This window comes from Streptomyces sp. NBC_01537 (genome assembly GCF_045040445.1).
GTDB lineage: Bacteria > Actinomycetota > Actinomycetes > Streptomycetales > Streptomycetaceae > Actinacidiphila.
Genome location: NZ_CP109392.1, coordinates 6077511 through 6097102 on the forward strand (window position 1 = coordinate 6077511; position 19592 = coordinate 6097102).

General features: G+C 72.4%; 16 protein-coding genes. 10 read left to right on the top strand and 6 right to left on the bottom strand.

The genetic code is table 11. The annotated features are described in order from the left end of the window. Nucleotides 1-81: 81 nt before the first annotated feature. Both OG607_RS28045 and OG607_RS28050 read right to left on the bottom strand, forming a co-directional pair. Nucleotides 82-1107 carry an SGNH/GDSL hydrolase family protein gene (locus OG607_RS28045; RefSeq protein ID WP_405729183.1) on the bottom strand — a complete coding sequence of 342 codons (1026 nt, stop codon included), beginning with the start codon at nt 1105-1107 and terminating at the stop codon, nt 82-84. Nucleotides 1108-1199: 92 nt separating this feature from the next. Next, the gene (locus OG607_RS28050; RefSeq protein WP_405729186.1) at nt 1200-1985 is read right to left on the bottom strand and encodes a hypothetical protein; all 786 of its coding nucleotides are present in this window, start codon (nt 1983-1985) and stop codon (nt 1200-1202) included. Between the two features lie 167 nt (nt 1986-2152). On the opposite strand from OG607_RS28050, the gene OG607_RS28055 reads away from it, so the two are divergent. Both OG607_RS28055 and OG607_RS28060 read left to right on the top strand, forming a co-directional pair. Continuing rightward, entirely contained in the window at nt 2153-3538 is a 1386-nt protein-coding gene (locus OG607_RS28055) for a cystathionine beta-synthase (protein ID WP_405737104.1), read from the top strand. Nucleotides 3539-4026: 488 nt separating this feature from the next. Beyond that, nucleotides 4027-4833: an inositol monophosphatase family protein gene (locus OG607_RS28060; protein ID WP_405729189.1), complete on the top strand. Its 807-nt coding sequence runs from the start codon at nt 4027-4029 to the stop codon at nt 4831-4833. Nucleotides 4834-4933: 100 nt separating this feature from the next. Here OG607_RS28060 and OG607_RS28065 read toward each other — a convergent pair whose 3' ends face one another. Then, entirely contained in the window at nt 4934-5383 is a 450-nt protein-coding gene (locus OG607_RS28065; protein WP_405729192.1) for a hypothetical protein, read from the bottom strand. Between the two features lie 127 nt (nt 5384-5510). On the opposite strand from OG607_RS28065, the gene OG607_RS28070 reads away from it, so the two are divergent. Further along, complete coding sequence (locus OG607_RS28070; protein WP_405729195.1) at nt 5511-6887, top strand: AMP-binding protein; 1377 nt, start codon at nt 5511-5513, stop codon at nt 6885-6887. A gap of 81 nt (nt 6888-6968) precedes the next feature. Next, nucleotides 6969-7859 carry a MurR/RpiR family transcriptional regulator gene (locus OG607_RS28075; protein ID WP_405729198.1) on the top strand — a complete coding sequence of 297 codons (891 nt, stop codon included), beginning with the start codon at nt 6969-6971 and terminating at the stop codon, nt 7857-7859. Between the two features lie 41 nt (nt 7860-7900). Here the strand turns inward: OG607_RS28075 and OG607_RS28080 are convergent, their stop codons facing one another. Beyond that, nucleotides 7901-8848, bottom strand: coding sequence for an LAETG motif-containing sortase-dependent surface protein (locus tag OG607_RS28080; RefSeq protein WP_405729202.1), 948 nt, complete (start codon nt 8846-8848; stop codon nt 7901-7903). A 366-nt stretch (nt 8849-9214) separates the two neighbouring features. Here OG607_RS28080 and OG607_RS28085 point away from each other — a divergent pair, with 366 nt between their 5' ends. Continuing rightward, nucleotides 9215-9769 (top strand): hypothetical protein, encoded by a 555-nt coding sequence (locus OG607_RS28085; protein ID WP_405737106.1) that lies wholly within the window; start codon nt 9215-9217, stop codon nt 9767-9769. A 17-nt stretch (nt 9770-9786) separates the two neighbouring features. Here OG607_RS28085 and OG607_RS28090 read toward each other — a convergent pair whose 3' ends face one another. Then, the gene (locus OG607_RS28090; RefSeq protein WP_405729205.1) at nt 9787-11085 is read right to left on the bottom strand and encodes a diaminopimelate decarboxylase; all 1299 of its coding nucleotides are present in this window, start codon (nt 11083-11085) and stop codon (nt 9787-9789) included. A 335-nt stretch (nt 11086-11420) separates the two neighbouring features. On the opposite strand from OG607_RS28090, the gene hutU reads away from it, so the two are divergent. From hutU to OG607_RS28115, 5 genes are all read left to right on the top strand, one after another. Next, nucleotides 11421-13115, top strand: a complete 1695-nt coding sequence (gene hutU / locus OG607_RS28095) for a urocanate hydratase (protein ID WP_405729208.1) — start codon at nt 11421-11423, stop codon at nt 13113-13115. A 17-nt stretch (nt 13116-13132) separates the two neighbouring features. Then, entirely contained in the window at nt 13133-14332 is a 1200-nt protein-coding gene (locus OG607_RS28100) for an allantoate amidohydrolase (RefSeq protein WP_405737108.1), read from the top strand. Continuing rightward, nucleotides 14329-15672 carry a formimidoylglutamate deiminase gene (locus tag OG607_RS28105; protein ID WP_405737111.1) on the top strand — a complete coding sequence of 448 codons (1344 nt, stop codon included), beginning with the start codon at nt 14329-14331 and terminating at the stop codon, nt 15670-15672. Before OG607_RS28100 ends, OG607_RS28105 begins: the two co-directional genes overlap by 4 nt. A 102-nt stretch (nt 15673-15774) precedes the next feature. Continuing rightward, nucleotides 15775-16953: an imidazolonepropionase gene (gene hutI / locus OG607_RS28110; RefSeq protein WP_405729211.1), complete on the top strand. Its 1179-nt coding sequence runs from the start codon at nt 15775-15777 to the stop codon at nt 16951-16953. A 52-nt stretch (nt 16954-17005) separates the two neighbouring features. Then, nucleotides 17006-18595, top strand: coding sequence for a beta-N-acetylhexosaminidase (locus tag OG607_RS28115; protein ID WP_405729214.1), 1590 nt, complete (start codon nt 17006-17008; stop codon nt 18593-18595). A 31-nt stretch (nt 18596-18626) separates the two neighbouring features. Here the strand turns inward: OG607_RS28115 and OG607_RS28120 are convergent, their stop codons facing one another. Beyond that, the gene (locus OG607_RS28120) at nt 18627-19475 is read right to left on the bottom strand and encodes an RNA polymerase sigma factor SigF (RefSeq protein WP_405729217.1); all 849 of its coding nucleotides are present in this window, start codon (nt 19473-19475) and stop codon (nt 18627-18629) included. Nucleotides 19476-19592: the final 117 nt, after the last annotated feature.

Genomic DNA, 19592 nt, shown 5'->3' on the forward strand with positions numbered 1-19592 from the left:
GCGGGCGCTTAGCTGCCATTGGGCTTCGCCCCCTGGACCCCGGAACGCCCTTCTGGGGGCGCCCCCTCTGGGGGAGTGTCCTCAAGCGCCGGACGGGCTGAAATCCGCCGGCTCGGGGCCGGAGGCCGCCGCGTCGGGCAGCCGGCGGCGCCGGCGGCGCATGAGGAGGGCCCAGCGGCCGCGCGGGCCGGAGGCCGCACCGGCGGCGGCCACCTCCGTGCCGCCCTCGGACGCGGCGGCTGCGGCGGCCTGGGCGACGGGGAGGACGCCTTCGCCGCGGCGGGCGTCGGGGCGGTCCTCGGGCCAGAGGCCGAGGCCGGCGCAGAGGGAGGGGAGCATGGCCATCGCGGCTGTGGCGTAGCCCTCCGCGGAGGGGTGGTAGTTGTCGGGGCCGAACATCTCGCGGGGCCGGGACTCGAATTCCGGCCCCAGGAGCGCGCCCAGCGACACCGTACGGCCGCCGAGCCCGACCACGGCGATGGTCTGGGCGGCGGCCAGCTGGCGGCTCAGCCGCCGGGCCACCCAGCGCAGCGGCTGCTGCACCGGCTCGACGCTGCCCAGGTCGGGGCAGGTGCCGACGACGACCTCGCTGCCCGCCTCGCGCAAGCGGCGTACGGCGTCGGAGAGAAACCGTACGGATTTGGCCAAAGGCATCCTGCGCGTGACGTCATTCGCGCCGATCATGATCACGCAGGCGTCCGGCAAGACGCCCTCACCGTCCAGCAGCTGCGTCACCTGGCGGGCCAGGTCGTCGGACTGCGCCCCTGGATTCGCGACGTTCACCAGCCGCACCGGCCGCTCCGCGACCGCCGCCAGGCCTGAGGCCAACAGCGCGCCCGGGGTCTCGCGGGCGCGGTGGACGCCCTGGCCGGCGGCGGTGGAGTCGCCGAGGAAGCCGAGGACGAGGGGCGGCTCGACCTGGGCGAACACCGAACCGTAGCGGCCGTCGGCGCGCGGCGGGACCGCGTCGGAGCCGCCGACGATCCGTCTGGCGAGCGCGACCTCGGTCAGTAGCAGGCCGACCGCGGCGCCGCCCAGCAGGCTGATTCCACCGCCGCCGTATGCGGCGGCCTGCGCGATACGCCGCGCGACCCGTGCCCTCGACATGCTGCGCTGCCACCTCCCGTTGCGGGGGCGCGGACCGACGCGGCCCGCACCCTCTCAACACCTAATTGCCCCGCGGTGTGCCCGGCGCAACGTCACGCGAGGCGTTGTTGAGCCACGTACCAGGCGAGCTGCGTGCGATTGGCGGTACCGGTGGACTCCATGAGGGACCGGATGCGCCGCTGCAGCGTCCGCAGGGAGATGCCGAGCTGGGTGGCGACGGCCTTGTCCGGCAGGCCGGACATCAGCAGCGACAGCAGCTGCGCGTCGAGCGTGGGCGAGGCCGGGACTTCCGGGTCCTCCGTGAAGCGCAGCGGAGTCGCGCGCAGCCAGCGGTCCTCGAACAGCTCCAACAGCGCGTCGACGAGGAGTGACGGATTCAGCAGCAGCAGTCCGCCGGAGGCGAGGTCGCCGCGCTCGCCCTTGCCGTGCAGCGGCAGCAGCGCGCGCTCACCGTCGACGATCATCAGCTTCATGGGCACCCGCGGCGTGGCCCGGGCCTGCTCACCCGGCGGGATGAAACCGGGCAGATCGGCCGATCCGGGGTAGGCCAGCGCGCTCGCCTCGTACAGCGACCGGTACACCACCCCCGCGGCGAGCCGCTCGGCCTGCACCGGGTTCTCCTGGTCCACGTACGGCGGCCGGACGAAGCCCAGCACTTCCTTGCGGGCCTCGCGCTGCAGTAACTGCACACGGCGCCGCTGCTCGGCCTTGCCGTAGATCACCTCGCCGACACCGCCGGGCAGGGCAGCGGCGGGGCTGTCCGGCGCGGAGGACCCCGGCACCGGGGGCGCCTGCGCGAGGGCCTCCAGCCGGTCGCGTACGGAAGCGAGCTCGGCGGCGAGGCCGGTCAGTGTCGTGGCGAAAGGCTCACCGGGCATGTGCCACCCCCCAGTGACGTAAGTGCGACGTGTCGTGAACGCGCCACTGCGTGACTCTACCGCCGCATGATGCACGCGGTACGTAACAGCAGCGTGAAGCGTTCGCCCGCACACCCGGCCCGACCGCTTACGCTGGCCTGACAATCTCGGAGAACCCGGAGACAATGGTGCAGTTCCACGACTCGATGATCAGCCTCGTCGGCAATACCCCGCTGGTACGGCTCAACAACGTGACCGCAGGGCTACAGGCGACCGTCCTGGCCAAGGTCGAGTACTTCAACCCCGGCGGCTCGGTCAAGGACCGCATCGCGCTGCGCATGATCGAAGCGGCCGAGAAGAGCGGTGAGCTCAAGCCCGGCGGCACGATCGTCGAGCCGACCTCCGGCAACACCGGCGTCGGGCTGGCCATTGTGGCCCAGCAGCGCGGCTACAAGTGCATCTTCGTCTGCCCGGACAAGGTGTCCATGGACAAGATCAACGTGCTGCGCGCATACGGCGCCGAGGTCGTGGTCTGCCCGACCGCCGTGGACCCCTCGCACCCGGACTCGTACTACAACGTCTCCGACCGCCTCGTCCGCGAGACCCCCAACGCCTGGAAGCCGGACCAGTACAGCAACCCCAACAACCCGGCCTCCCACTACGCCTCCACCGGCCCCGAGCTGTGGGACCAGACCGAGGGGAAGATCACCCACTTCGTCGCGGGCGTCGGCACCGGCGGCACCATCTCCGGCACCGGCCGGTACCTGAAGGACGTCTCCGAGGGCCGGGTCAAGGTCATCGGCGCCGACCCGGAGGGGTCCGTGTACAGCGGCGGCTCCGGGCGTCCGTACCTGGTCGAGGGGGTCGGCGAGGACTTCTGGCCGACCGCCTACGACCGCACGGTCGCCGACGACATCATCGAGGTCTCCGACAAGGACTCCTTCCAGATGACCCGCCGCCTCGCGCGGGAAGAGGGCCTGCTGGTCGGCGGCTCCTGCGGCATGGCCGTCGTGGCCGCCCTGCGCACGGCCGAGGGCCTCGGCCCGGACGACGTCGTGGTCGTGCTGCTGCCGGACTCCGGCCGCGGCTACCTCGGCAAGATCTTCAGCGACGAGTGGATGGCCTCCCACGGCTTCCTCGACGAGGGCGACGGCCAGGCCCGCATCGGCGACGTCCTGCAGCGCAAGGACGGCGGCATCCCGCACCTCGTCCACATGCACCCCGAGGAGACGGTCGGCCAGGCCATCGAGGTCCTGCGCGAGTACGGCGTCTCCCAGATGCCGATCGTCAAGCCCGGCGCCGGCCACCCCGACGTCATGGCCGCCGAGGTCGTCGGCTCCGTCGTGGAGCGCGAGCTGCTCGACGCCCTGTTCACCAAGCGCGCGACCCTCGACGACCCCCTTGAGCGCCACATGAGCGCGCCCCTGCCCCAGGTCGGCTCCGGTGAGCCCGTCGCCGACCTGATGACGGTGCTGGGGTCGGCGGACGCGGCGATCGTGCTGGTCGAGGGCAAGCCGACGGGCGTGGTGAGCCGTCAGGACCTGCTGGCCTTCCTCGCCGAGGAAGCGAAGTAGCCCTCTTCCTCGTTCCTCCAAGTGGTACAGGGGCGTCACGTCCGCGCAGCACGCGCTTAACACTGGTCCGGCACATTGGTGGATGTCAGCAGGACGCAAGCCCAACTGACACCCACGAATGTGGCGCCAAGGACCTCCGGAGCGGCTCCCGGACCTCCATGGTGACCCTAGGACGTGAAGCCCGGCCCTGACCCGGCTCGCGTCCCTCGCGGGGACCGCCGTCGTCCCGCCCCCTCGGGCAACCGAGGGGTGCGGCGGTCCCCGCGCTAACTCTTTTTCTGGCGGCGATTTCGCCGCCGCTTCGCTCAGCCACTGTCGACAGTCGACGTGCTCGGTCGCTCGTGCCTCGCTCCCTGCGCGCGTCTCCTTTTCGACAGCGGCCGCTCCGCTTTGGCTCAATCGCCGACCGTCGACCGCAGATGCCGGGTGGGCGTCGGCCGTCGTACCCGGGGGGTGTCGTTCCCGGAACGTCTGGTTCCATGGCCCGCATGCACCACATGCACGAAGATGTCGAGGCCTTAATACGTGGCGTCGTCGCCGAAGAGGCGACTCCCCGCTTCGGGAAGCTCACCGAAGGGGACGTCAGCGAGAAGAAGGGGCCCCTGGACCTGGTCACCGTCGCCGACCGACAGGTCGAAGCGCGGCTGACGGAGGCGCTGACCGCCCTGCTGCCGGGCTCGGCCGTGATCGGCGAGGAGGCGGTGCACGCCGATCCGACGCTGAAGGACGCGCTGCTCGGCGATGACCCGGTGTGGATCATCGACCCGATAGACGGCACGTCGAACTTCGTACGCGGGGACCCGTCATTCGTGACCTTGGTCGCCCTCGCGCAGGGCGGCGAGCTGCTCGCGTCCTGGATACACCACCCCGTGTCGGGGCGGATGGCGGCCGCCCGGCGCGGCGAGGGCGCGCTGCTGGACGGCGAGCCGCTGCGGATCGCCGCCGGGGAGCCTGAGGGGCCGGTGCTGATGGCTTCGGCCAGGCCCGAACACCTCACGGGTGAGCAGTACGAGCGCTTCTACGGACTGGGGCCGGCGCACGGCGTCAAGGCGTGTGCGAGCGGCTCGGCCGGGTGTGACTACCTGGATGTGGCCAGAGGACAGCTGGACGCGGCGGCGTATGTGTACGACAACCCGTGGGACCACTCGGCCGGCATCCTGCTGGTGGCCGAGGCGGGCGGGACGGTGCTGGGCACGGCCGGGAGGCCCTGGCGGATGGCCGACGGGGGCCGGCCGTTCGCGGCGGCGCGGGACGCGGCGACGGCACGGCGGGTGGCGGGGTTGATCGGAGCCTGACCGGTACGCCGCGTGAAGCCGTGCCCCGAAGGGGCGCGAGGAACTGCGCGATCAGCCCACCACGGCCCGCAGGTAACGCACCGGAATTCGCGCGCGGCGCTCAGTCCTCCCACGCGTCGTCGGGCTTGGAGCGGCGTCGCCGGTCCAGACCCCGCTCGCTGGCGAACGCGCCGATGGACTGGGCCGTGTTGACGCCGACGATGCCGACCCAGGTGATCAGCAGCCCCGGGATTCCGGAGTTCGCGGCGATCGCGGACAGCGGGATCGCGAGGATCAGGGAGAAGCCGGCCAGTCCGTAGCGGGCGGCGAAGCGGCCGCCGCCCGCGTGGGGCGGGCCGGGGCGGGCGACGGGGCGGCCGGCGCGGGCGAACGAGGTCTGGTGCTCGGCGAGTTCGCGGCGTACGCGGCGCTCGATCTGGGCGTCGAGGCGCTGGTCGATCTTCTCCATGAAGGAGTCGACCAGCGCCGACTCGTATTCCTCGCCGAGATCCTTGCGCGCCTGGATGGTGGCGGCGAGTTCCTTCTTCAGCTCTTGGTCGCGGGCGTCCATGTGCCAACCGTAGGGAGCCCGGCGGCGGTTGGCACTGGGGTAAACCCCCTAAGCCTGCCGGGGGAGGTCCCCTCCCCGGGGAGGACGCGGAGCCGGTGACGCGTGGCGGATGCGTACAGTCGGAGCCATGCATCTGCTGCCCGCCCTGACGGCCCCCGCCTCGGCCGATTCCGGCGACGCCGTCACCGTCGCCGGCCGTTCCTGCTCCCGTGAGGAGCTGCTCGGGGCGGCTGCCGCCGTCGCCGCCCGGATCGGCGGCGCCCCGGCCGTCGCGGTGAACGCGGCGCCGGCCCTGGAGACGGTCGTGGCCGTGGTGGGCGGGCTGCTGGCCGGGGTGCCGGTGGTGCCGGTGCCGCCGGACGCCGGGCCGGCCGAGCGCGACCACATCCTGCGCGACTCGGGCGCCCACGTGCTGCCCCCGGTCGATCTGGCGGAGCGGGCGGACTGGCGGGGAGCCGAGCCGGCGGCGGACGCCACGGCGCTCGTCCTCTATACCTCGGGCACCACCGGGCCGCCCAAGGGAGTACTCGTCGCGAGGCGGGCTGTCGCGGCCGACCTGGACGCGCTGGCCGCCGCCTGGGACTGGACGGCCGAGGACACGCTGGTCCACGGGTTGCCGCTGTTCCACGTCCACGGCCTCGTGCTGGGCGTGCTGGGGGCGCTGCGGGTCGGCAGCCGGCTCGTGCACACGGGCAGGCCGACCCCGGAGGCGTACGCGGCGGCGGGCGGCTCGCTGTACTTCGGCGTGCCGACGGTGTGGGGGCGGGTGGCCCAGGACGCCGCTGCCGCGCGGGCGTTGAGCGGGGCGCGGCTGCTGGTGTCCGGGAGCGCGCCGCTGCCAGCGCCGGTGTTCCGCCGTCTGGAGGAGCTGACCGGGCAGCGGCCCGTCGAGCGCTACGGCATGACGGAGACCCTGATCACGCTGAGCACCCGGGCCTCCGGCGAGCGCCGTCCCGGGTCCGTCGGCCTGCCGGTGGACGGGGTCGTGACGCGGCTCGTCGGCGAGGACGGCGAGCCCGTGCCGTACGACGGGGCGACCATCGGCGAGCTCCAGGTGAAGGCCGCGACCCTGTTCGACGGCTACCTCGGGCGGCCGGAGGCCACGGCGGACTCGTACGCGGCCGACGGCTGGTTCCGGACCGGGGACATGGCCGTCATCGAGCCGGACGGCATGCACCGGATCGTGGGGCGGGCCTCCACCGATCTCATCAAGTCCGGCGGCTACCGGATCGGCGCGGGCGAGGTCGAGAACGCGCTCCTGGACCACCCGGGGGTGCGGGAGGCGGCGGTCGTCGGAGCGCCGCACGAGGACCTGGGGCAGGAGATCGTGGCGTATGTCGTCGCGGACACGGACACAGAAGCGGGGGTCAGTGAGAGAGCGCTCATCGACTTCGTCGCCGGGCACCTGTCCGTCCACAAGCGGCCGCGCCGGGTGATCTTCCTGGACGCTCTCCCGCGCAATGCGATGGGCAAGCCGCAGAAGGGACTGCTGCCGCCCCCGTGAGCGCGTATACGCTCATACAGCACGCTGTCGAGTGAATATCGGATACCGGCAGGTGCGAGGGAGCGGGAGGACGGCTTGCGTATGGACACGGCGGAGAGGGCGGCGGCGGACAGCCCGGCGGACGGCGGCCCGGCGGACGACGGTGCCGCGCGGCTGATGAAGCTCTTCGAGGCCCACCGCCTCACGCCCACGCAGCGGCGCATCGCCCACTGTCTTGTCCGGCGGGCCGCTGACGCGCCCTTCCTCTCCAGCGTCGAGGTCGCCGAACTGGCCGGCGTGAGCCAGCCCTCGGTCACCCGCTTCGCCGTGGCCCTGGGCTATGACGGCTACCCCGCGCTGCGCAAGCAGCTGCGCGAGGTCGTCCCGCCCGCCACTGCGCAGGGGGCGCCCACGGACTCGTACAACGAATACCAGGAAGCCGTCCACGCCGAGATCGAGAACCTCCGCCACCTCGCCGCCCTGCTCGCCGACCCCGGGCCCGTCGCCCGCGCCGGCACCCTGCTCGCGGGCTCCCGGCCGCTCCTCGTACTCGGCCTGCGCGCGGCGAGCGCCCAGGCGGGCGGCTTCGCCTACTTCGCCGCCAAGGTCCACCCCGAAGTCCGGCTGATCGACGAGGGCGGCACGATGCTCGCCGACCGCATCGACGCGGCCGTACGCGCCGGAGCCACCGCCCTGCTGTGCTTCGCCCTGCCGCGCCACCCGCGCGAGGTCGTGGATGCCCTCGCCTATGCCAAGGCCGCCGGCCTGACCGTCATCACCGTCGCCGACAGCACTTTCGCCCCCGTCGCCGCGCACTCCGACCTGCTGCTCCCGGCAGCCGTCGGCACCGGCCTCGCCTTCGACACCGCGTGCTCCCCGATGCTGCTCGGGCGGGTGCTGCTGGAGGCCATGTGCGACGGACTGCCCGATGCGCAGGCACGGCTTGAGGAGTTCGACGCACGAGCGGCGGCCCGGGGCCTCTTCGTGGAGTGAGGCCCCGGGCCGCCGCGTGTTTTACGCGTGCCTACTTGCGCTTAGGTGCGCCTGCGCCGCAGCCGTACGGAGCCGAAGAGCACCGCGCCGACGACGACCGCGAGCCCGCCCGCGGCGGCGATCCAGGGCGTGCCGCTGCTGCCGCCGGTCTCGGCCAGCTCCGACCCGGTGTCAGTCTGGGTGCGGGGCTGGTTGCCGCCGGTGGTGCCGGACGACACCGTGACCGTGATCGCGGCGGTGTCGTTCGCCTTGTTGTCGTCGAAGGTCAGCTCGTTGTCGTATGCCGTGGTGGCGCGGACTTCCCCGATGGTGGTGTCCGTGGTGTTTGCCTTGATCTTCAGACCGAAGGTGAACTTCCGGGCCTCTCCGACCGCGTACTCGGACGGGGAGGATTGGCAGACGTACTTCGGCTTGCCGGGCGTCTGTTCCCCGGTCCCGGACTTGGCCTCCTCCCGCCAGACGCTGCAGTGATCGGGTATCTCCACCGCGCTGGTGCCGGTGGGGATGGTCACCAGCAGCGCGGGCTGGTCGTCGCTCGCGTTGATGCCGACCCAGCCGGGGCCGTCGTTGTGCAGGGCCACGGTCACCTTCACCACGTCACCGGGCTTGCCGTCGGCGGTGTCGCCGACCCCGGCCATGTCGGCGGTGTTGTCGGCGTCGATGACCTGGCGGTTGGCGGCCGTGCCGTCGGTGGCGGCGGTTCCGGCGGGGACGAGGGACAGCGTGGGGCCGTCGGCCGTCGAGGCGGTGGTCGCCGCCGTGACCGGGAAGGCCTGGTCGCCGAAGAGTTCGAACAGCGCCTGCTTGGTCACGTCCAGGCCGAGCGGCTCGCTGAGCTTGTAGGCCTTGCCGGGCTCGATGACCGTGTCGAAGGTGCACAGCGCCTGGTTCGCCATGTCGTAGTCGTTCTCGGACACCGTCCCGTACACGCAGTTGGAGTACCGCTCGGCGTAGGCGAGGCCGATGGTGGTGTGCAGCCGCAGCTGCACGCCGTTCGCGGGCAGGGTGCCGGTGTTGCTGATCGTGATCGGTTCGTCGATGGTGCTGCCGGGCTTGTCGCCGGTGCGCTTGAAAGCTTGTTGACCACCAGGTCGGTGGTTCCGACGGTGAGCCGCACCTTGATGTCGCCGGCGAACGTGCCGTTGGACGACGTACCGCTCAGGGTCACGATGCCGGTGGTGCCGAGCGGGGTGCCGGGCTTGGCGTTCACGTCGAGGAGGCCGCCGGTGCCCTGGGCCGTGGGGTTTGGGCTGGATTTCACCCCGTCCTTATTAACGCGATTTTGAGATTGTCTGAGTACCCTCCCCAGCACCGACATGACATGTTGTGCGAACGGGAGCAGGAGGACAGCGGTGGTGCGCGCAGGAGCGTATGTGCTGGCACGGGTCGCGGTGACGGTCCGCGCGGCGGCGCGGTGGCTGTGGTGGCTCGGAATCGTCTCGGCCGGGATCGGTGTCTTCGTCCCCAGCCTGCTCGGGCGCCGGATCGGCGTCCTCGCGGGTGCCGTGCTCTTCATCCTCGCCGCGGTCCTCGCCTTCGCCGTGCACCGCAAGCGCTACGTCAGGCTTGCCGACGCCGCCACCCGCGCCCCCAAGTCCGTCTTCCTCCAGGACCGCCGCGTCACCGCCCGCACCTGGGCCCGCTCCCGCCGCTGGTGGCTCCTCGCCGCGTTCGTCATCGCCATCGCCTCCTCCGCCGCCGCCCCCGCGGCCCTCGGCCTCTTCCTCGCCGGCCTCGGCTTCGGCCTCTGGGCCAAGGCGCTCTGGCTCGGCCGCGTCGAGCGCTCCCGTGACCAGCTGCTGTGGCTACGGCCCGGCCACGACCCTGCCGCCTACGAGACCACGGGCCCCGTCGCGGGCGACGCCGGCCCCGGCGGCTCCCGCCGCCGCGCGGCAGCCGCGGCGCGCTGATTTCAGCCCGTCCGGCTTCAGCCGCCGCTCTCCGCCACGAGCTCGGCCAGCGTCTGCGGCCGCCGGATCACCCCGAAGCGCACCCCACCGCCCTCCGCGACGCTGAAGCCGTAAACCCCGGGCCGCGGCAGCGAGTTGTACCCGTAGTGGGTGGAGAAGGCGTACGCCCCCGTGTCGAGCAGGGCGACCCAGTCGCCCTCCTCCAGCAGCGGCAGCTCCCGGCCCTGCGCGACGAGGTCCCCGGCGAAGCAGCAGGGCCCGGCGACGTCCTGGATGACGGGCGGGCCGTCCTTGGCACGGCCCTTCGGATCGAGCGCGAGCACCCGCAGGGGCCAGGCGTCGGGCACGAGGACCGTGCGAGTGGCGACCTGGACGCCCGCATGGGTCACGGCGATGGCGCGGCCGCCGGCGGACTTCGCGTATTCGACGCGGGCGAGGATGACGCCGGACTTGGCGAGGAGCGAGCGCCCGAATTCCGTGACGAGCCCGTAGCGGCCGCTGAAGAGCCCGGGGACGGCGGCGCGCAGCAGGTCCGCGTAGCCGCGGTAGGCGGGCCGGAAGTCGTCCGAGTCGTAGTTGACGGGGAGGCCGCCGCCGATGTCGATGACGGTGACCTGCTGCCGCCCGGCGGCGGCGTTGATCCGCTCGGCCAGCTCGTACGCGGCCCGTACGCCCGTCGCCATCAGCTCCAGCGGCACGCCCTGCGAGCCGGTGTGGGTGTGCAGCCGGTTGAGCCACGGGCGGTCGAGGTAGGCCTGGACGACCCAGTCCTCGGCGCCCTCGTCCCGTAGGGCGAAGCCGAACTTGGAGGTGGCCGTCGCCGTGCTGGTGGCGCCGATCGAGCCGCCGCCGACCTGGGGGTTGACCCGCAGCCCGAGCGGGGACGCGGGCGGGGCGCCGGGGCGGACCAGCTTGTCGAGGCGGGTCAGCTCCTGCGGATTGTCGGCGTTGAGGGCGATGCCGAGGGCGAGCGCTTCTTGGAGCTCGCCGGGCGTCTTGGCGGGGGAGTCGAGCACGATGCGGGCGGCCGGGACGCCGGCCGCGCGGGCGATGGCCAGTTCGCCGGGGCTGGCGACCTCGGCCCCGATGCCCTCCTCGCCCAGCACGCGCAGCACCGGCACCAGGGCGGCGGCCTTGACCGCGAAGGTGTGCTGCACCTCGACGCCGGGCGTGGCGAAGGCGGCGTGCAGCTCCCGCGCAGTCTCCCGGATGCCGTCCAGGTCGAGCAGCCCGGCGACGGGCTGCTCGGGGCCGATCAGCCCCTGCTCGACCGCCGCGCGCATCGCCTGTCCGCGCCGTTCCACCAGATCAGTCATGTGCCTCAGCCAACCATTCCCGGATCAGGCGTGCCAGACCGCCCAGGGCCTGTCCGGCGGATCCTGGCCGGGTCCGCGACGCCACAGTGACATCAGCCGCTGGCGCGGCGGGCGGCACCTCGCGGCGTTGCCGGAGTGCCCGCAGGAAACCACCCTGCGGGCACTCCGGCGCCTTGCGATGCACCGCACCAGAAGCCGCGGCCTGTCCGACCCGGATCCGCCGGACAGGCCCTGTCAGTGTTGACTAGAGGTATTCAGCTTGCAATGATCTGAATTAATCAATCCAGTCGGCAGTCACCAGTCACCAGTCACCCAGTCACGAGGAGGCCCCGCCCATGACCGGCATCGGCACCAGTTCCGGACCGCGGCCCGTACGCGCCCCGCGCGGGACCAAGCTCAGCGCCCAGGGCTGGCAGCAGGAAGCCGCGCTGCGCATGCTGCAGAACAACCTCGACCCCGAGGTCGCCGAGCACCCGGACAAGCTGGTCGTCTACGGCGGCACGGGCAAGGCCGCCCGTGACTGGCGCTCCTTCGACGCCATGGTGCGCACCCTCGAGACGCTCAAGCAGGACGAGACGATGCTGGTGCAGTCCGGCCGCCCCGTCGGCGTGATGCAGACGCACGAGTGGGCGCCGCGCGTGCTGATCGCCAACTCCAACCTGGTCGGCGACTGGGCGAACTGGGAGGAGTTCCGCCGTCTGGAGGCCCTCGGGCTCACGATGTACGGGCAGATGACCGCCGGGTCGTGGATCTACATCGGCACCCAGGGCATCCTGCAGGGCACGTACGAGACCTTCGCCGCCGTCGCCGAGAAGAAGTTCGGCGGCACGCTGGCCGGGACGATCACGCTCACCGCCGGCCTCGGCGGCATGGGCGGCGCGCAGCCGCTCGCCGTGACGATGAACGACGGCGTAGCGATCTGTATCGACTGCGACCCGCGCGCCATCGAGCGCCGCATCGAGCACCGCTACCTCGACGTCAAGGCCGACAGCCTCGCGCACGCGCTGCAGCTCGCCACCGAAGCCCGCGATGCGCGCAGGCCGCTCAGCATCGGCCTGCTCGGCAACGCCGCCGAACTGCTGCCGCGGATGCTCGCCGAGGGCGCGCCCATCGACATCGTCACCGACCAGACCTCCGCCCACGACCCGCTGGCCTATCTGCCGATCGGCGTGGACTTCGCCGACATGGCCTCGTACGCCGCCGAGAAGCCCGCCGACTTCACGCAGCGCGCGCGGGAGGCCATGGCCAAGCACGTCGAGGCCATGGTCGGCTTCCAGGACGCCGGCGCCGAGGTCTTCGACTACGGCAACTCCATCCGGGGCGAGGCCCAGCTCGCCGGCTACGAGCGCGCCTTCGCCTTCCCCGGATTCGTGCCCGCGTACATCCGGCCGCTGTTCTGCGAGGGCAAGGGCCCCTTCCGGTGGGCGGCGCTTTCAGGCGAGGCGTCGGACATCGCGAAGACGGACAAGGCGATCCTGGAGCTCTTCCCGGAGAACGAGTCCCTCGCCCGCTGGATGAAGATGGCGGGGGAGCGGGTCCACTTCCAGGGCCTGCCCGCCCGCATCTGCTGGCTCGGCTACGGCGAGCGCGACAAGGCCGGCGAGCGCTTCAACGAGATGGTCGCCGACGGCACCCTGGCCGCCCCCCTGGTCATCGGCCGCGACCACCTGGACGCCGGCTCCGTCGCCTCCCCCTACCGCGAGACCGAGGCCATGCTCGACGGCTCCGACGCGATCGCCGACTGGCCGTTGCTCAACGCCATGGTCAACGTCGCCTCCGGCGCCTCCTGGGTCTCCATCCACCACGGTGGCGGGGTCGGCATGGGCCGCTCCATCCACGCCGGCCAGGTCACGGTCGCCGACGGCACCAAGCTCGCCGGCGAGAAGATCCGCCGGGTGCTGACCAACGACCCGGGCATGGGTGTCATCCGGCACGTGGACGCCGGCTACGACCGTGCGGACGAGGTCGCGGACGAACGCGGCGTGCGCGTGCCGATGCGCGAGGGCGGGGACGAGGGCGGGGCCGCGTGACCTCCTCGTTCCACGAGATGTGGGCGGACCTGCTGCCCGTCGGCCGCGACTCCGGGAGCGGCGGCTACCGCCGCTACGCCTGGACCGGCGCCGACACCGACTGCCGGGCCTGGTTCCGGGCCCAGGCGCAGGGCCGGGGCCTGGCCTACGAGGTCGACCGCAACGGCAACCAGTGGGCCTGGCTCGGCGACCCCGCCGCCGGGGACGCGGTCGTCACCGGCTCACACCTGGACTCCGTCCCGGACGGCGGGGCTTTCGACGGCCCGCTGGGCGTCGTGTCGTCCTTCGCCGCGCTGGACGAGCTGCGCGAGCGGGAACGCGGGCGGGAAACCGTCCTGCGCAGGCCGCTCGCCATCGTCAACTTCGGCGACGAGGAGGGCGCCCGCTTCGGCCTGGCCTGCGTCGGCTCCCGCCTGGCCTCGGGGCAGCTCACGCCTGCGCATGCCGCGAAACTGCGCGACGCGGACGGCGTGAGCCTTCCGCAGGCCATGGAGGCGGCCGGATACGACCCCGAGGCCATCGGCCCGGACCCGGAGCGCCTCGCGCGCATCGGCGCCTTCGTGGAGCTGCACGTCGAGCAGGGCCGGGCGCTGGCCGACACACCGCACGCCGTGGGCGTCGCCTCCGCCATCTGGCCGCACGGCCGCTGGCGGTTCGACTTCCACGGCGAGGCCAACCACGCGGGCACCACCCGCCTGGAGGACCGCCGCGACCCCATGCTGACGTACGCCAACACCGTCCTCGCCGCGCGCAAGAAGGCCCGCCTCGCCGGGGCCCTGGCCACCTTCGGCAAGGTCTCCGTCGAGCCGAACGGGGTCAACGCCATCGCCTCCCTCGTCCGGGGCTGGCTGGACTCCCGCGCCGCCGACGAGGCGACCCTGGCCGAGGTCGTCGCCGAGATCGAGCGCGCGGCGGTCGAGCGCGGCGCCCGCGACGGGGTCGAGGTGCGGGTGACCCGGGAGTCCTTCACTCCGGTGGTCGAATTCGCCCACGGCCTGCGCGACGAGCTGTCCAAGCTGCTCGGCGGCGTCCCCGTCCTCCCCACCGGCGCCGGACACGACGCGGGAATCCTGTCCGCTTCCGTCCCGACGGCCATGCTGTTCGTACGGAACCCCACCGGGATCTCGCACTCGCCGGCCGAGTACGCCGCCGAGGACGACTGCCTCGCCGGGGTCACCGCACTCGCCGACGTACTGGAGGGGCTCGCGTGTCGCTGACGCCGCAGACCTACTGGGCGGAACACGCCTGGCTGAACGACACCGTCGAGCCCGGCGTGGTCATCGAGACCGCCTCCGACGGCCGCATCACCGCCGTCCGCCCCCGCGCCGAGGCCCCGCCCGTCGGGGCGGTCACCCTGCGCGGCTTCACGATCCCCGGGCTCGCGAACGCGCACAGCCACGCCTTCCACCGCGCCCTGCGCGGCACGGTCCAGGTGGGCTCCGGCACCTTCTGGACCTGGCGCGAGGTGATGTACTCGGTCGCGGCCCGGCTCACCCCGGAGACGTATTTCGAGCTTGCGCGTGCCGTGTACGCCGAGATGGCCCTGGCCGGCATCACCTGCGTGGGTGAATTCCACTACCTCCACCACCAGCCCGACGGCACCCCTTACGACAACCCCAATGCGATGGGCGAGGCGCTGATGGCCGCCGCCACCGAGGCCGGCATCCGCATCACCCTCCTCGACACCGCCTACCTTTCCTCCGGCTTCGGCGCCGCCCCCGACCCCCACCAGCGGCGTTTCAGCGACGGCGACGCCCATGCGTGGGCAGTGCGGGCCTCGGAGCTGAAGGCGGGCTCCCACGCCCGGATCGGGGCCGCGATCCATTCCGTACGGGCCGTACCGGCCGATCAGCTCGGACAGGTAGCGGCCTGGGCCGCCGAGCGCGACGCGCCGCTGCACGTCCACCTCTCCGAGCAGACCGCCGAGAACGACGCCTGCATCGCCGCGTACGGGCTCACGCCGGCCGCCCTGCTCGCCGAGCACGGCGTTCTCGGCCCGCGCACCTCCGTCGTCCACGCGACGCATCTGACGCCTGAGGACATCGCCCTCCTCGGCACCTCCGGCACGGCCGTCTGTATGTGCCCGACGACGGAACGCGACCTCGCCGACGGCATCGGCCCGGCGAAGTCCCTGGAGCTGGCCGGGTCCCCGCTCACCCTCGGCAGCGACAGCCACGCCGTCATCGACCTCCTCGAGGAAGCCAGGGCCCTCGAACTCGACGAACGCCTCCACACGCGCACGCGTGGCCACTGGACGGCTGCTCGTCTGCTCCGCGCCGCCACGTCCGACGGTCACGCCTCCCTCGGCTGGCCCGACGCGGGCCGCCTCGAACCCGGCTCCCTCGCCGACTTCGCCACGGTCGCCCTCGACTCCGTCCGCACGGCCGGGCCACCGGCCCGCCTCGCGGCCGAGGCCGCGGTCTTCGCCGCCACGTCCGCCGATGTCCTGCACACCGTCGTCGGCGGCCGTCACGTCGTCCGTGACGGCCACCACCAGCTCGTCCCCCACGCGGCGGTCGAGCTCGCGTCCGCCGTCGCAGGGGCGCTGGGCGGCTAGCCCCCACCCCGCCCCTTCCCGAAACCGGGCTCCGCCCGGACCCGGTCCTCAATCGCCGGACGGGCTGAATTTTCAGCCCGCCCGCACGAAAGCAGCGAGCCCATGACCACGACCGTCGTCACCAACATCGGCAGCCTGGTCACGAACGACCCCGCCCTGGGCGAGGGCCCGCTCGGCCTGGTCCAGAACGCCGCCGTCGTGCTGGACGGCGAGACCGTCGCCTGGGTCGGCCCGAAGGCGAAGGCGCCGGCCGCGGACACCACCCACGACGCGGACGGCCGCGCCGCGATCCCCGGCTTCGTGGATTCCCACTCGCACCTGCTGTTCGCAGGCGACCGCACCCAGGAGTTCAACGCCCGTATGTCGGGCCGGCCGTACACCGCCGGAGGCATCCGGACGACGGTGGCCGCGACACGGGCCGCCAGCGACACCGACCTCGACGCCAACATCCGACGGTATGTCACCGAGGCCCTGCGGCAGGGCACGACCACCATCGAGACGAAGTCCGGCTACGGCCTGACCCCGCACGACGAGGCCCGCGCCCTCCGCATCGCGGCCGCGCACACCACGGAGACCACGTACCTCGGCGCGCACATCGTGGCGCCGGAGTACGCGGACGACCCGGCGGGCTACGTGGAGCTGGTCACCGGCGAGATGCTGGAGGCGTGTGCGCCGTACGCCCGCTGGGTGGACGTGTTCTGCGAGCGGGGGGCGTTCGACGGGGAGCAGGCCAGGGCGATCCTGACGGCAGGTCAGAAGCGGGGGCTGATCCCGCGGGTGCATGCGAACCAGCTGGGCCATGGCCCGGGCGTGCAGTTGGCCGTGGAGCTGGGCGCGGCCTCGGCCGACCACTGCACGCATCTGACGGACGAGGACGTGGACGCGCTGGCGGCGAGCGCACGGCAGACCGTGGCGACGCTGCTGCCCGGCGCGGAGTTCTCGACCCGGGCCCAATACCCGGATGCCCGTCGGCTCCTGGACGCGGGAGCGACGATCGCGCTGTCGACGGACTGCAATCCGGGGTCGTCGTTCACCACGTCCATGCCGTTCTGTATCGCGGTGGCGGTACGGGACATGGGGATGACGCCCGACGAGGCGATCGGGGCGGCGACCCTCGGCGGGGCGAAGGCGCTGCGCCGTGGCGACATCGGGCGGATCACGCCCGGTGCGCGCGCCGACCTGGCCCTGCTTGACGCACCGTCACACGTACATCTGGCGTATCGCCCGGGGGTGCCGCTGGTGTCAGCCGTATGGCGGGGCGGGGTGCGCGAATTGGTGTAGACCTTCATATTTATGGGCAAGAACCCACACATATGGTGGTAGTGCTTCAGGCATGAGACGACGAAGTGTGGTGCCCGCGCTCCTGCTGTCCCTCGGCGTCGCCGCGGTGCCGGCGGCCCCGCAAGCAGCGGCAGCGGCGGCGGCCGACGCCCCGCGGCCGCTCGCGCAGGTCGTCCCGGTGCCGGCGTCCGTGAAGGCGGGCGGCGGGGCCTTCACGCTGGCGGAGGACGCGGCCATCCACGTCCCGGCGGGGTCGCCGGGGGCGGCCGCGGTCGGCCGGTATCTGGCGGGCATCCTGCGGCCGTCGACGGGGTACGAGCTGCCGCTGACGACGAGCGCGCAGCGCGAGGGCATCGTGCTGGCGCTCACCGAACCGGGTACGGGGAACACCGGAACCGAGGGATACCGGCTGCAGTCCACGCCCCGGGCGGTGGTGATCAGCGCGGCGACGACCGCCGGGCTCTTCCACGGCGTACAGACTCTGCGGCAGCTGCTCCCGGCCTCCGTGGAACGGGAGTTCTACGGGCCCGGCCCCTGGACCGTGGCGGGCGGCACGATCGCCGACCGCCCGCGCTATGCCTACCGGGGCGCGATGCTGGATGTGGCGCGGCACTTCCACACCGTCCAGCAGGTGGAGCGGTACATCGACCAGCTCGCGCTCTACAAGATCAACCGCCTGCACCTCCACCTCACCGACGACCAGGGCTGGCGGATCGCGATCACGTCCCGCCCCCGCCTGACCTCGTACGGCGGCAGCACGCAGGTCGGCGGCGGGACCGGCGGCTACTACACCAAGGCCGAGTACCAGGAGATCGTGCGTTACGCGGCGAGCCGCTATCTGACCGTCGTCCCGGAGATCGACATGCCGGGCCACACCAACGCCGCGCTGGCCTCTTACGGGGAACTGAACTGCAACGGCGTCCCGCGCGCCCTCTACACCGGCACCGCCGTCGGCTTCAGCTCGCTGTGCGTACCGAAGCCGGCGACCACGCAGTTCGTGGACGACGTCATCCGTGAGATCGCGGCGATGACCCCGGGCCCGTATCTGCACATCGGCGGCGACGAGGCGCGGGTGACCAGCCGCGCCGACTACGTCGCCTTCATGGACCGCGCCCAGCAGATCGTGCGGCGGTACGGCAAGACCGTCATCGGCTGGCACCAGATCACCGGAGCGGACCCGGCCCCCGGGGCGATCGCACAGTACTGGGGCACGAAGGGCGACGAGGAGCCGGTCGCGGCGGCCGCGCGGGCGGGCACCCGGCTGATCATGTCCCCGGCGAATCACGCCTACCTGGACATGAAGTACGACGAGGAGACGCCGATCGGCCAGAAGTGGGCGGGCTACATCGAGGTCCAGAAGGCCTACGACTGGAATCCCGCGACCGTCGTGCGCGGCGCGCCCGCGTCCTCCGTGCTCGGCGTGGAGGCCCCGCTGTGGTCGGAGACGGTGACGGACAGCTCGGAGATCGAGTACCTGGCCTTCCCCCGGCTCCCGGCGATCGCCGAGGTCGGCTGGTCACCGGCCGGCACCCACAGCTGGGCCTCCTTCCGGCAGCGCCTCGCCGCCGAGGGTCCGCGCTGGACGGCGCTCGGCATCAACTACTACCGGTCGCCGCAAGTGCCGTGGACCTCGACGGGCTGACGGCTGACTGGCTGACGGGCCGGCGACCGACCTACTCCTCGACCAGCAGACCCCGCCGCAGCCGCCTCAGCGTCCGGGTCAGCAGGCGGGAGACATGCATCTGGGAGATGCCCAGCTCGTCGCCGATCTCCGACTGCGTCATGTTGGCGACGAAGCGCAGCGACAGGATCTGCCGGTCGCGCGGTGTCAGGTCGGCGATCAGCGGCTTGAGGGACTCGACGTTCTCGATGCCCTCCAGGCCGTGGTCCTCGTAGCCGATCCGGTCCGCGAGCGCGCCCTCGGCGTCGTCCTCGTCGGGCTGGGCGTCCAGGGAGCTGGCGGTGTACGCGTTGCTCGCGCCCATGCCCTCGATCACCTCCGACTCGCTGATCCGCAGCTTCGCGGCGAGCTCGGAGGGGGTCGGGGCGCGGTCCAGCTGCTGCGCCAGCTCGTCGCCGGCCTTGGCCAGGTCCAGCCGCAGCTCCTGCAGTCTGCGCGGGACGCGTACGGACCAGGACGTGTCGCGGAAGAAGCGCTTGATCTCACCGACGATGGTCGGCATCGCGAAGGTGGGGAACTCGACCCCGCGGCTCAGCTCGAAGCGGTCGATCGCCTTGATCAGGCCGATGGTGCCGACCTGGATGATGTCCTCCATCGGCTCACTGCGGGAGCGGAAGCGGGAGGCGGCGTACTTCACCAGGGCGAGATTGAGCTCAACCAGCGTGTTGCGGACGTACGCGTGCTCCGGGGTGCCCTCCTCCAGCGTCTCCAGGCGCTGGAACAGAGTCTTGGACAGGGCCCGTGCGTCAACCGGACTGACCTCGTCGAAGGGGGGAATTACCAGGTCCTCGACGGCCTCGGGTGTCGCCGACGTGTCATGCACGTCGAGCCGGGGTGCCATGTCTTCCTCCCTCAGTGGCGGACATCTCCTCTAACACGCCTACCCCGTTTCGACGTGACATTGCAAGCCCAGAGGGCCCGGCTACCGGCGGATTCAGGAACCGCGTAGGGTTTCCGG

Excerpts from the sequence above, each read along its gene's own strand:
- OG607_RS28115 (WP_405729214.1), top strand. The coding sequence starts at position 17,006 with ATGAGACGACGAAGTGTGGTGCCCGCGCTCCTGCTGTCCCTCGGCGTC.
- OG607_RS28075 (WP_405729198.1), top strand. The coding sequence starts at position 6,969 with ATGGACACGGCGGAGAGGGCGGCGGCGGACAGCCCGGCGGACGGCGGC.
- OG607_RS28045 (WP_405729183.1), bottom strand. The coding sequence starts at position 1,107 with ATGTCGAGGGCACGGGTCGCGCGGCGTATCGCGCAGGCCGCCGCATAC.
- OG607_RS28060 (WP_405729189.1), top strand. The coding sequence starts at position 4,027 with ATGCACCACATGCACGAAGATGTCGAGGCCTTAATACGTGGCGTCGTC.
- OG607_RS28070 (WP_405729195.1), top strand. The coding sequence starts at position 5,511 with ATGCATCTGCTGCCCGCCCTGACGGCCCCCGCCTCGGCCGATTCCGGC.
- OG607_RS28090 (WP_405729205.1), bottom strand. The coding sequence starts at position 11,085 with ATGACTGATCTGGTGGAACGGCGCGGACAGGCGATGCGCGCGGCGGTC.
- hutU (WP_405729208.1), top strand. The coding sequence starts at position 11,421 with ATGACCGGCATCGGCACCAGTTCCGGACCGCGGCCCGTACGCGCCCCG.
- OG607_RS28050 (WP_405729186.1), bottom strand. The coding sequence starts at position 1,985 with ATGCCCGGTGAGCCTTTCGCCACGACACTGACCGGCCTCGCCGCCGAG.
- OG607_RS28065 (WP_405729192.1), bottom strand. The coding sequence starts at position 5,383 with ATGGACGCCCGCGACCAAGAGCTGAAGAAGGAACTCGCCGCCACCATC.
- OG607_RS28100 (WP_405737108.1), top strand. The coding sequence starts at position 13,133 with ATGTGGGCGGACCTGCTGCCCGTCGGCCGCGACTCCGGGAGCGGCGGC.
- OG607_RS28120 (WP_405729217.1), bottom strand. The coding sequence starts at position 19,475 with ATGGCACCCCGGCTCGACGTGCATGACACGTCGGCGACACCCGAGGCC.
- hutI (WP_405729211.1), top strand. The coding sequence starts at position 15,775 with ATGACCACGACCGTCGTCACCAACATCGGCAGCCTGGTCACGAACGAC.